The 11,780-nt window shown below is 70.7% G+C and carries 10 protein-coding genes; 7 read left to right on the forward strand and 3 right to left on the reverse strand.

Going from position 1 to position 11,780, the window contains the following annotated elements:
* Nucleotides 1–20 precede the first annotated feature (20 nt).
* From dnaX to recR, 4 genes are all read left to right on the forward strand, one after another.
* Complete coding sequence (gene dnaX / locus K8625_RS33325) at nt 21–1,226, forward strand: DNA polymerase III subunit gamma/tau (RefSeq protein ID WP_141333166.1); 1,206 nt, start codon at nt 21–23, stop codon at nt 1,224–1,226.
* Nucleotides 1,227–2,115: 889 nt separating this feature from the next.
* A complete protein-coding gene (locus K8625_RS33330) occupies nt 2,116–3,111 on the forward strand; it encodes a DNA polymerase III subunit gamma/tau (RefSeq protein WP_223750556.1) in 996 nt (331 codons plus the stop codon).
* Nucleotides 3,112–3,171: 60 nt separating this feature from the next.
* Entirely contained in the window at nt 3,172–3,489 is a 318-nt protein-coding gene (locus K8625_RS33335) for a YbaB/EbfC family nucleoid-associated protein (RefSeq protein WP_046712137.1), read from the forward strand.
* Between the two features lie 6 nt (nt 3,490–3,495).
* Nucleotides 3,496–4,089, forward strand: coding sequence for a recombination mediator RecR (recR, locus tag K8625_RS33340; RefSeq protein WP_046712136.1), 594 nt, complete (start codon nt 3,496–3,498; stop codon nt 4,087–4,089).
* Between the two features lie 43 nt (nt 4,090–4,132).
* On the opposite strand, the gene K8625_RS33345 is transcribed toward recR, so the two are convergent.
* From K8625_RS33345 to K8625_RS33355, 3 genes are read right to left on the reverse strand one after another with little or no spacing between them, the layout of a single operon-like run.
* A complete protein-coding gene (locus K8625_RS33345) occupies nt 4,133–6,019 on the reverse strand; it encodes a protein kinase (protein WP_223784972.1) in 1,887 nt (628 codons plus the stop codon).
* Between the two features lie 2 nt (nt 6,020–6,021).
* On the reverse strand, nt 6,022–7,998 hold the full coding sequence (locus K8625_RS33350) for a FecR family protein (RefSeq protein WP_223784973.1): 1,977 nt from the start codon (nt 7,996–7,998) through the stop codon (nt 6,022–6,024).
* Nucleotides 7,995–9,500: a carboxypeptidase regulatory-like domain-containing protein gene (locus tag K8625_RS33355; RefSeq protein WP_223785002.1), complete on the reverse strand. Its 1,506-nt coding sequence runs from the start codon at nt 9,498–9,500 to the stop codon at nt 7,995–7,997. The genes K8625_RS33350 and K8625_RS33355 overlap by 4 nt, the downstream gene beginning before the upstream one ends.
* Before the next feature lie 351 nt (nt 9,501–9,851).
* Here K8625_RS33355 and mglB point away from each other — a divergent pair, with 351 nt between their 5' ends.
* From mglB to K8625_RS33370, 3 genes are all read left to right on the forward strand, one after another.
* Complete coding sequence (mglB, locus tag K8625_RS33360) at nt 9,852–10,331, forward strand: gliding-motility regulator GTPase-activating protein MglB (RefSeq protein ID WP_002637270.1); 480 nt, start codon at nt 9,852–9,854, stop codon at nt 10,329–10,331.
* A gap of 11 nt (nt 10,332–10,342) precedes the next feature.
* Entirely contained in the window at nt 10,343–10,930 is a 588-nt protein-coding gene (gene mglA, locus K8625_RS33365; RefSeq protein WP_046712132.1) for a gliding-motility regulator Ras-like GTPase MglA, read from the forward strand.
* Between the two features lie 115 nt (nt 10,931–11,045).
* Nucleotides 11,046–11,774 carry a dihydrolipoamide acetyltransferase gene (locus K8625_RS33370; protein ID WP_370642008.1) on the forward strand — a complete coding sequence of 243 codons (729 nt, stop codon included), beginning with the start codon at nt 11,046–11,048 and terminating at the stop codon, nt 11,772–11,774.
* Nucleotides 11,775–11,780: the final 6 nt, after the last annotated feature.

An 11,780-nucleotide genomic window follows, 5' to 3' on the forward strand; every position in this document is an offset into this window, starting at 1 on the left:
GTGTTTAGATGACTGCCCCCATGAGCTACCTCGTCCTCGCCCGCAAATGGCGTCCGCAGAAGTTCGATGACATGACCGGACAGGAGCACGTCGTCCGGACCATCGCGAACGCCATCAAGATGGACCGGGTGGCGCACGCGTACCTGTTCTGCGGCCCGCGCGGCGTGGGCAAGACGACGGCCGCACGCCTGCTCGCCAAGGCCCTCAACTGTGAGAAGGGCCCCACGGCGACTCCCTGCGGTGAGTGCCGGGCGTGCACGGAGATTGCCGCCGGCACCAGCGTGGACGTGGCGGAGATCGACGGTGCCTCCAACAACGGCGTGGAGAACGTCCGCGAGATTCGCGAGAACGCGAAGTACCTGCCGCAGCGCGACCGGCACAAGATCTACATCATCGACGAGGTCCACATGCTGTCGGGGGCGGCGTTCAACGCGCTGCTCAAGACGCTGGAGGAGCCGCCCGGGCACGTGAAGTTCATCTTCGCGACGACCGAGGCGCACAAGCTCCCGGACACCATCCTGTCGCGCTGCCAGCGCCACAACTTCCGCCGCATCTCCGCGGCGAGGATGCTCCAGCGGCTGCAGGAGATCTGCAAGGCGGAGGGCGCGGGCATCTCGGACCGCTCGCTGTCGCTCGTGGTGCGCCAGTCCGAGGGCGGCATGCGCGACGCGCTCAGCCTGCTGGACCAGGTGCTCGCCTCGTGCGGAGCGAATCCCACGGACGAGGAGGTCGCCGAGGCGCTGGGCGCCATCGACCGGACGATGGTGCAGGACTTCGCCGACGCGCTGGTACACAAGGATGCCAAGCGCGTGCTGGAGCGCGTGGAGGAGGTCTTCAACCGGGGCCTCGATTTGAAGCGCCTCGCGGAGGAACTGGCGATGCAGCTTCGCCACCTCTTCGTCACCAAGACGCTGGGCGAGGCGCCCGCGGAGCTGGCCGAGTCCGAGCAGAAGGCGCTCGTGGCGCTGGCGAAGGACGCGGAGAGCGCGCAGCTCACGCGGCTGTTCGACGTGGTGCATGGCTCCGTCTGGGATGTGTCGCGCGCGGCGCAGCCGAGGCTCGCGCTGGAGATGGCGCTGTTGAAGGCCATCCAGCTGTCGCCGGGTGGTTCGATTCCGGAGCTGCTCGCGAAGGTGGACCGGCTCACGGCTGGACTGCCTCAGTCGGACAAGGCCAATGCTGGAGCGCCAGGAGGTCGCTCCAGCTCCACGAACTTTCGCGCCTGAGCCTCGCCAGGCTCCGCCCCCCGAAGCCGCGCCCGCCCCACGTCCGTGGGAGACGGGTCGAGCCGCGCCTGCAACGGGGCAACAGCCCGCCTCGACGCCGAGGCCGACGGGTGCGTCCGGAGGAGTGCCATCGCACGATGGCGTGTCCACGGCCATGCCGTCGGCTCCGCCGCACTCGAGTGCGGGGGCGAGCAACGGGAGCACGTCGTCCCATGGAGCGTCGACTCGCGGGCCGCTGGGTGGCGCGTTCGAGGGTGCACCGTCCGTCGCGCCAAGCGGACCGAGTGGCGCCGCGGGTCCTCAGCACGCAGTGCCGGTGGGCCCGCCGCACGGGGGTCCATCGGATGCGTCTCGCGCGACTGTTGGCCAAGCCCCCGCCGGAATGATGGGGCGTGCGCCCTCGGGCACGCCTTGGGACGCGACGGGGGCCTCGGCTGGGCAGCATTCCGCTGGAGCGCTGGGGCGTGCGCCATCGGGCCCACCCTGGGATGCCCCGGGTCCATCCGCGGGACAGCCCACCACCGGGTCCACGACACGTGCGCCGACAGGCCCACCGTGGGATGCGCCAGCACCGGCTTCCGGACCGCAGCCCACAGGAGACTTCGCGCGTCCCGCGCAAGCGCCTCGCTTCGATGCGCCCGCGTCATTCGACACGCGAGGCTCGGGCGCCTCTCGCTACGACGACTCCGACTACCAGCCCGAGCCACCACCGGACATCGACCTGCCCCGCCACGGTGGAGGCACATCAGACGAGCCGCCCGCCAACATCGCGCTGCCACGGCATGACGGGGCCGCACGTGACATCCCCCCGCCCCAGCCAGCCGCGGGCGCGTGGACGCCTCCAACTTCCGTCAGCGCCACCCCTCCCGTCCCCGCCACGGGACCGGTGATGGCCGGGCTGCCTCCGTCCGCCGCGCGGCCCCTGTCCTTCCTGCGCAACGGCGGCGGCGCCCAGACTGTCTCGGACGCTCCGCCCCCATCGGCGTATCCCGTCGAGAATCCCCTGCCCTCGGGCCCCGTCCTGGACGGCCTGCCCCCGTCCGCCGCGCGGCCCCTGTCCTTCCTGCGCAACGGTCCGCCCGCGCCCACGGCAGCGCCGCCCCCGCAGCAGCCCATCAGTCCCCCCGGCCCGCATGCGGGCGCCACCCCGCTCTCCCGCACCACCGAGCCGGCGCCCACCGTCCGCGTCATCAACGTCCGCAAGCCCGAGCCGCCGCCCGGCCCGCCCGAGCCACCTCCCTACGGCGACAGCGACGAGGAGTCCCGCTTCTATCCAGAAGAGGCCTCTCCGGGCGGCTGCGCCTCCGGCGAGTGCATTCCCGAGCCCGAAGCCCCCACCGCCGCGCCCGAGCCCGAGCCGCCTCCCATGGCCGCCGCGCCCGTCCCCGTGGCACGCGGGCGCGACAACCCCAACCTGCCGCTCATCGAGCGTTGGCGCGCCGCGGTGGAGACCGTGAAGGCGGGCTCCCTGCGCCACGGCACCGCCCTCGCGAACGGCCGGCTCATGTCGATGAAGGCCGGGGAGATCATCCTCGGCTTCCTCCCCTCCGCGGGCCTGCACCGCATGTCGGTGTCCGCCGCCGCGGGCAAGGCCACCATCGACAAGCTCCTGGCCGAGCACTTCGGCCGGCCCGTGAAGCTGTCCTTCCAGGACGTGTCCGCGGACGACTCCCGGGCCGCGCCCAGCCTCGCCGAGCGCGACGCGCAGAGCCGCGCCACCCACGAGAAGAACACAGAGAGCAAGGTGCGCAACCACGCCTCGGTCCGCTCCGTGCTCCTGGTCCTGGGTGGAGAAATCGAGCACATCCAGATCTACGAGCCCGAGCGCCCCTCCGCCGCCTCGGTCGCCGACGCTCCTGTCGAAGCCCCTGACGACAGCGCCTGACAATGGACGCGCGCGACGCTAGGGTGCGCGCCACACTCCACGCCCGTACCGAGGAAGCACATGCCCGGCGTCGACCTGAACTACTTCATCCGGCAGGCGAACAAGCTGACGGAGAAGATCGAAGAGCGCAAGCAGCAGCTGGCCGAGGAGACCGTCGAGGCCAAGGCCGGCGAGGGCCGCGTCACCGTCGTGGCCAACGGCATCCAGGAGATCCGCAGCATCAAGATCGACAAGGAAGCCATCGACCCGAACGACACGTCGATGCTCGAGGACCTCATCACCGCCGCGGTGAACGCCGCCCTGGCGAGCAGCCGTCAGCACATGCAGCGCGAGCTCGCGAAAATCTCCGGCGGCATCAAGATCCCCGGCGTTACCTGATACCGGATGACTCCCGATCCGCTGAACCGCCTCGTCGCCCAGCTCGCGAAGCTGCCAGGCATCGGGGAGAAGACCGCCCAGCGCCTCGCGTTCCACATCCTGCGCTCTCCGGGCGAATACGCCTCCGAGCTGTCGCAGGCCATCCGCGAGGTGAAGGAGAAGGTGCACCTGTGCGTGCGCTGCTTCTCCCTCACGGACACGGAGACCTGCGGCTTCTGCAGGGACCACCGCCGTGATGAGCGGGTGCTGTGCGTCGTGGAGACCTTCGCGGACCTGATGGCGCTCGAGCGCACCCGCGAGTTCAAGGGCCGCTACCACGTGCTGCACGGCGTGCTGTCCCCGCTCGAGGGCGTGGGCCCGGACCAGCTCCGCATCAAGGAGCTGTTGGAGCGGCTCACCGACAGCCAGGTGGAGGAGCTCATCCTCGCCACCAATCCGGACGTCGAGGGCGAGGCCACCGCGCTCTACCTGACGCGCCTGCTCAAGCCCATGGGCCTGCGCCTCACCCGCATCGCCCAGGGCCTGCCCATGGGCGGTGACCTCGAGTACGCCGACCAGGCCACGCTGGCGAAGGCGCTGTCCGCCCGCCGCGACCTCTAGTCGTACGAGCCGGCGCCGGAAGCTCCCGGCGCCGTGCTCTTTCCTACCGCGTCAGTCGCCAGGAGAACGGCACCACCACGTTCACCTCCTCGTCGAGGTGCGCCGGGAAGCGCAGTCGCTCCGCCTGCGCCTGGAGACAGCGGCCCACCCCCGTCTGCGCGAGCGCCCCGCTCACGCCCGCCCGCACCTTCCCCGTCGAGGCGATGGAGAACTCCACCTGCACCTGGCCCTCGCTCGCCGGCAGGTCCGCGCGGTTCTTCTCGAAGCACGTGGTGATGCGCGAGCGCCCCTTCGCCACGACGCGGGAGATGTCATCCACGGTGAGCGACACCTTCTTCTTCGCCGTGCTCTTCACGGACTTGCCCTCCGCCACCTCCTCCACGGGCGGCGGTGGTGACAACGCGCTCCCCACCGCGCCCGCCTCACCTCCAGTCCCCTGCGCCGCCACACCCTCGGGAGGCTGCGTCCCGACAGGTGGCGGCGACACGGGCGCCACGGCCTGCGGCGCGGGTTCGGCGACCCCTTCCGTCGAGGGAGCAGCGACCGGTGCCTCCACCGGCGGGGCTGCGACAGCCGCGATGGGAGGAGCCACGACGCCCGCCGACACGGGAGCGACGAGCCGCGCGTAGCCCACGATGCCCACGCCCGCGAGCAACAACCCACCCGCGAGCCCCACGACGAGCGGACGCCATCCGCGAGCACGGGGCGCGGCGACGGGCGTCGGCGCCGACTCGGTGGCCGGAGTCTTCGTCGCCGCCGGCACCAACCCCGAGGACGACGCCGGCGAGCGCGCGCTCCAACCGCGCGCCGTGGCCACGTCGGTGGCGCCCGTCGCGGAGGAAGGCCCCCCCACCACGTCCGTCCCCATCTCCACCACGCCCGTCGCCTGCGTCACCACGCCCAGCGCGGCGGAGAGCGAGGACAGCGTGGGGATGCGGGTGCGCTCGGTGAAGCGGTCCTCACCGAAGTGGCTGCGCAGGAACGCGCCGAGCTGCGGCGTGCCCGCGGCGCTCAGGTGCTCGCCGAGGAACGCCTCCAGGTCCTCGGCGAAGGCCTCCGCCGTGGCGTAGCGGTCCTGCGGCAGCGGCGCCATCGCCTTGAGGACGATGGCCTCCAGCTCCGCGGGAAGGTCCGGCCGCAGCTCGCGCGGACGCTTGAACTCGCCGTGCAGGAGCGCGTTGAGGACCGCCAGGTCGTTCTCCCGCGAGAAGGGCCGCACGTGCGTGAGCGCCTCGTACAGGCTGACGCCGAGCGCGAAGATGTCCGCGCGCCGGTCCACCCCCTGCCCCTTGGCCTGCTCCGGCGCCATGTACATGTACTTGCCCTTCACGACGCCAGTGCGCGTGTTGGCGAGCCTCGACTCGGCCTTGGCGATGCCGAAGTCCAGCACCTTCACCTGCCCCTGGTACGTCAGGTACAGGTTCGACGGGGAGATGTCGCGGTGCACCACGTTGAGCGGCTGCCCCAGCTCGTTGCAGAACTCGTGGGCGTAGTGCAGCCCTCGCGCCGAGTCGATGAGCACGCGCAGCACGATGGGGAACGGCAGGTACGCGCGTCGCCGTCCCGCCAGCCGCAGCGTCGTGGAGAAGTCCTCGCCCGCGAGGTACTCCATGCAGATGTAGTAGCAGCCCTCGGTGAAGCCGAGCTCCTGTATCTGCACGATGTTGGGGTGCGACAGCTTCGCGGCCAGCCGCGCCTCGTCCCGGAACATCTCCACGAAGTCGGGGATGTTCGACAGGTGCGGCAGCATCCGCTTGATGACCACGTTGCGCTCGAAGCCGTCGGCGCCGAGCAGCTTGGCGAGGAAGATCTCCGCCATGCCGCCCTCGGCCAGCTTGCGCACGAGGACATAGGGGCCGTACGGGCGAAGCAGCGGCGGAGGAGCCTCCTCGGTGCCGGAGCCGGGCTGTGTCGTCTGGGGGGGAGACATCCTCAGGGCCCTCGCTCTTTCAGGGTGCGCACCGTGTGGACATCCGGAGCACCCGGTCGCGTCATTTTAAACACCAGCAGCGGGGGCGAGCCCACCGGCTCCACCCACGTATCGAACCGATGCTTGCCGTCCAGGCTGGCGGGACGTCCATTGATGGACACGCGCGCGTTCACCGGCGCCACGCCCGTGGCCCTCACCTTCGCCGCGGAGCGTTGCCCCTGGCGCGGCTGCGACACGAGCAGCATCGGCACCGAGTTGTCGTACACCAGCTCCAGCTTGTTCATCCGGCCCCCCTTCAGCTGCTCACCTGACTCGGACAACGGCGTGACGGACCACAGGTAGCTACCCTCGCTCAGCGCGCCCGCATCCAACGCCGCGCGCGCCTCCGTCACCGTGCGCTCCGCCACGGGCTTGTCCAACGCGCCCGCCCGGTACACCGCCACCCGGTAGCGCGCCGCCGACGTCTCCTCCGAATAGGTGAACGTCACGGCCGGCGGTTTGTCCTGGTAGAAGATGGTCGTCTTCTCCAGTCCCTCCGGCACCACGTTGCGCACCCGGTCCAAATCCCGACCGAGCCGCTCCGGCGCGAACACCGCGCTGCCCTTCGCCACCTCCTGACCGTCCTTGCCCTTCACCCGCCAGAAGAGCGTCCCGCGCGCGGGCGCCGGCACGTTGACGAAGGGCTGGAACACCGTGCCCGTCAGCAGGGGCCTGGTGAACTCCGCGTCCGTCGCCACCTCCACCGTCACCTCGCCCTCCTTCTCCCAGCCGAAGGCCACCTCGGGCATGTCCTGGTGGTACACCTCCGCGCCGTCTCCCGCGCCGAGCAGCAGGGGCGCGGGGCCGAGCGACTCGATGCGCGCCTCGCCCGTCTCACCCGAGACGACAGCCCGCTCTCCCGCCCGCAGCGGCTGTCGCGTCTCGCCGCGCACCAGCGTCACCCGCCCCGTCTGCGCGTCCACCAGATAACCCGACCCCGTGCGCCGCACCGCCAGCCGCGATGCGCCGTCCCCCTCCAAGGTAAGCCCCGGCAGCACCACGCGGCTCTCGCGGCCCTGCGCGAGCTGGAGCCCCAGTCGTCCCTGGCGCAGGTCCAGCCGCGCCTCATCACTCGTACCGCCCTGCCCCGCGCCCTCCAGCACCATCTCCGCCGAGGGGCCCAGGGTGAGCTGCGAGGACGAGTTCTTCAGCGCCAGGTCCACCGAGCCGCCCGCGCGCGTGCGCACGCCGTCACCGGGCGCGAGCACCTCGCCGTCCGCGCGCACGGACCTCCAGCGCTTCGCGTCCTTCCCACGCAGCTCCGCCCGGCCCGAGCCCACCCGCACCGTCACGTCGATGGGCTCCAGCTCCACCCGCCGCGAGCCCTTGAGCCTCAGCTCAGCCTGGCCCGCGGACACCTCCACCGAGTCGCCTTCGGAGGCGCGCAGCTGCTTGCCGTCCTTCGCGACGAACTCGATGGCGCCCAGCTTCACCTCGACGCGGCCAGCGTCCTTCGTCACCTGGACGGAGACCTCGCTGGGCTCGGAGCCCACGCGCGTGAGGCCGAAGGGCGTCAGCAGCGTGAGCGCCACCTTCTTCCCGGCCGGAGCCCCCGCGGGCTTCGCGGGCACGCGCGACAACACGATGCCGCGCTCCACCGTCAGCACCACGCCGCCTGCGTCCTGGCCCACGCCGACGCGTGCGTCCGCGCCCACCTCCACCGAGCGCCCGTCCGGGAAGCTCAGGGTCGCCGCGCCCGACGCCCCCGTCTCCACCGCGTCGCCCGAATACAGCGGGCCCGCCTGCGCGGGGACCTTCTTGCCGCCGCGCTCCACCTGCACGTCGCCGGACAGGCCCTCCAGTCGGGCCAGCTCCACGGCGGGGCCCGAGTCGGGGGCCGCGGCGGACTCGACGGGAGGAGGGGCTGGAGTGGCCGCCTCGTCGTCGCAACCCGACACGACGAGCAGGAGGGCCAGGAGCCAGGGACGCGTGTTGCTCACCGTTTCTGCCTCGGGAAGAGATCGACGTTGAAGATGGCCTGCTCGCCGTCCTTCAAGGTGACGAGCTTCGACTGCGTGAAGAACCCGCGCGCGGAGATGGTGATGCGGTAGGTGCCACCGCGGACCTTGAAGGTGAACGCCCCCTTCGCGTCCGTGCGCGCCTTCACCTTCGCCTGCGGAATCAGGAGCGTGGCGGCGATGGGCTTGCCACCGCGTGCGTTGCGCACCTGGCCAGTGAGCGTCGCGGGCTCGCCCTTGCGCTCGGAGGCGAGCGGCACCGAGAGCACCGTCTCCTGCCCCGCCACGATGATGGCCGCCTCCTCCGCCGTGCGGTAACCCGAGGACGTCGCCACCACGGCCACGGGGCCCGGCGGCAACTCCTTCACGTGGACTTCACCGCGCAGGTCCGTGCGCGCCTCCACGCCGCCCACCATCAGCCGCACTCCGGGCAGCGGCACGCCATTGCCCGCGCTCACCACCGAAATCTTGAGGCCCCCCGTGGGCGGCGGCAGCTTGCGCGCGCGCACCGCCAGCGCCACGCGGCCACCATCCTCCAACGTGACGCGGCCCTCGGCCGGCGCGTAGCCCTCCGCGCTCACCCGCGCCACGACATCTCCCGGAGGCAGCTCCACGCCCTCCACGTTGCCCTGGGCATCCGCCTCGCGAGGCGCGCCCTCCACGCCATTGGCGACGAGCACCACCTTCGCGGCAGGAAGCGGCGCGCCCGACTCCGCGTCCAGCAACTGGAGCACCAGCGTGCCCATCGGCACCCGAGGCGGCGGCGGTGGCGCTGCCGGAGCGGAGGGCGCGTCGTTCCACGCCACCTCCAGCGCCGCGCCCACCCGGCGCATCCGCTGCTCGGAGCGCGAGCCGTCCGCGAGCGTCACCGTGTCCTGCACGTGCTGGAAGTCCAGGAGCACCGTCCCGGACCAGCTCCCCCCGCCCGTCAGCGGGAACAACAGCGCGCCGCCCGCCGCGAAGCCCTTGGCCTCCGCCTTCGCGCCCGCCGCGTCCTTGACCGACAGCGACACCGGCACCTCGCCCCGCGCCTCCACCGCCAGCCGGGTGAAGAGCGGCACCCGCACGCTCGCGCTCACCAGGGCCGCGTGCCGCACGCCCCGCGCCAGCACCGGCTCATCCGAGGTGCCGAAGACCGGCAGCTGCGCGTACCCGTAGCCCGCCCCCAGCTCCGCGCGCACCGGCCCCAGGAAGGCCCGGGCCCGGGGCCCCACCGACGCCCGCAGGAGGCTGCCGCCGGTGATCCTCACCGAGTCCTCCTTCAGGTCGAACCCCTCCCGCTGCACCGACGCCCACCCGCCCAGCCACGCGCCCGCCCACGCCGTCCCCATCACCGCCAGATCATTCGGTGTGAAGCCGTCATAGGTGAGCCCGGGCCCTACATCGGCCTGTTGTCCGTTTCGGAGGGCAATGCCGTAGCGAAGGCGCAGCGAGGCTCGCTCGCGCACCTCCTCCGCCCGGACGGACGGAGCGGCGACCAGCACCAACAGCAAGGGCGCCAGACGCGCCAGGATGGGGGCAAGGGGGCGTGGGGGCGTCAAAGCCCGGCGGAGTATAGAGAAACCCGCGAACACCCCCAAACCAGCACCCTCAGTCCACCTGGAAAGGCCCTGGAGGGGCTTGACCGGGGCTCGCCGGGGGTCCGAAGCGGGCGGACAAGCCCGGGACATCCTCGTTCTCACCGCCAGGAACGGATGGCTTCTTGCTGAGGTGGAGGGGCTTTGCTAAGCATCCTCACGGTCGGTAGCGCCTCGTCTAACCTCCGGGATTCACTCCAGAAACAACGGGGTGGCACCGTGAGAGGGACGAGCGAACGCTGAGGAGCGCATACGCCCATGGGCACGCAACTGGTGATGTACGAAGAGGAGTTCACCAAGATCAACGCCGTTTGCGACCGGCTCACCAAGGACGCGAACGCGAAGGTGGTCTTCCTCGTCGACAAGAACGGGCAGCTCATCTCCTCGGCTGGCCAGACGCAGAACATCGACACCACGTCCCTGGCCTCGCTGACGGCCGGCAACGTGGCGGCGATGGGCGGGCTCGCCAAGTTGATCGGTGAGAACGAGTTCCCCAACCAGTTCCACGAAGGGGCCAAGGACTCGCTCTACATGACGATTGTCGGCAGCCGGGTGGTGCTGGTCGTCATCTTCGACAACCGCACGAGCCTGGGCCTCGTCCGCCTGCGCATCAAGAAGGCCAGCGACGAGCTCACGAAGATCTTCGAGAGTCTGGTGAAGAAGACGGACAGCCCGGGTGCCGGGTCGCCGTTCGCCGAGATCTCCGACGACGATATCGACAACCTCTTCAGCGAGTAACCCGGGAAGCCATGTCCTTCATCAACTACTCATCCCGCGAAATCAACTGCAAGATTGTCTATTACGGGCCGGGTCTCTGCGGGAAGACGACCAACCTCCAGTACATCTACAACAAGACGGCGGCCGAGACGAAGGGCAAGCTCATCTCGCTCTCCACCGAGACGGACCGCACGCTCTTCTTCGACTTCCTGCCGCTGTCACTCGGAGAGATCCGCGGCTTCAAGACGCGCTTCCACCTCTACACGGTGCCCGGTCAGGTGTTCTACGACGCCAGCCGCAAGCTCATCCTGAAGGGTGTCGACGGCGTCGTCTTCGTGGCCGACAGTCAGATCGAGCGCATGGAGGCGAACATGGAGTCGCTCGAGAACCTGCGCATCAACCTGGCCGAGCAGGGCTACGACCTGAACAAGATTCCGTACGTCATCCAGTACAACAAGCGCGACCTGCCCAACGCCGTCACCGTGGATGAGATGCAGAAGGCGCTCAACCCGCGCAACATCCCCAAGTACGAGGCGATCGCGCCGACGGGCGTGGGCGTGTTCGACACGCTCAAGGCGGTGGCGAAGCTGGTGCTCACCGAGCTGAAGAAGGGCGGCTGACGAGGAAGCGGCCGGGCAACCGGCTCCCGTACCGCGGGTGACGAGACGCCCCGCGGTCAAGGGTGTTACAACCTGCTGCCGACGGGCCGGGCCGTCCGCCTCCTGAGGTCGCACAGTGCGTGTCGCAGCCACCCTCCGACTCCTCGCGCTCGTGAGCGCCACCCTCTGTGGGTCGGCGCTCGCGCAGGAGTCGCGCTCTCCCGCCCAGCCGCCAGTCGCCGCCGCCCAGGCCCCCACGCCCGAGGGTGACAGCACCGCGGACGAGGCCTTCAACGCGCGCGTGAAGACGCTGGAGGAGCAGGTCGTCGACCTGAAGGAGAAGATCTACCGCTCCAAGGCGCGGCTCCTGCTGCTTCAGGAGACGGTGCTCGGCGGTGACGTCACCACGGGCGCGCGAGCGCACATCGTCCACAAGAACGAGATGGGCGGCTCCTTCATCCTGGAGTCGGTGACGTACGCGCTCGACGGCGCGCCCATCTTCACGCAGCTGGACCTGCAGGGCGAGCTCGCCAAGCGCGAGCAGTTCGAGGTCTTCAACGGGCGCATCGTCCCGGGCCAGCACCAGCTCGCGGTGCGCCTGGTGTACCGGGGCAACGGCTTCGGCGTGTTCAGCTACGTGGAGGGCTACAAGTTCAAGGTGCAATCCAGCTACACCTTCAACGCGGAGCCGGGGAAGGTGTCCACGGTGCGCGTGGTGGGCTTCGAGCAGGGCGGCGTGACCACGGACCACAAGGACCGGCCCGCGGTGCGCTACGACATCGAGCTGTCGCGCGACGCGGCGCCCCGCATCGACGGCGAAGCGGGGACGACTCCCCCGGCCACCACCTCCACTGAAGCGCGGTAGGGGCAC

The organism is Myxococcus sp. AS-1-15 (genome assembly GCF_020037055.1).
GTDB classification, from domain to species: Bacteria; Myxococcota; Myxococcia; order Myxococcales; family Myxococcaceae; genus Myxococcus; species Myxococcus fulvus.

Bases quoted from the DNA above. Each gene is read 5' to 3' on its own strand.
- recR (WP_046712136.1), top strand. From the start codon at position 3,496: ATGACTCCCGATCCGCTGAACCGCCTCGTCGCCCAGCTCGCGAAGCTG.
- K8625_RS33330 (WP_223750556.1), top strand. From the start codon at position 2,116: ATGGCCGGGCTGCCTCCGTCCGCCGCGCGGCCCCTGTCCTTCCTGCGC.
- dnaX (WP_141333166.1), top strand. From the start codon at position 21: ATGAGCTACCTCGTCCTCGCCCGCAAATGGCGTCCGCAGAAGTTCGAT.
- mglA (WP_046712132.1), top strand. From the start codon at position 10,343: ATGTCCTTCATCAACTACTCATCCCGCGAAATCAACTGCAAGATTGTC.
- mglB (WP_002637270.1), top strand. From the start codon at position 9,852: ATGGGCACGCAACTGGTGATGTACGAAGAGGAGTTCACCAAGATCAAC.
- K8625_RS33335 (WP_046712137.1), top strand. From the start codon at position 3,172: ATGCCCGGCGTCGACCTGAACTACTTCATCCGGCAGGCGAACAAGCTG.
- K8625_RS33345 (WP_223784972.1), bottom strand. From the start codon at position 6,019: ATGTCTCCCCCCCAGACGACACAGCCCGGCTCCGGCACCGAGGAGGCT.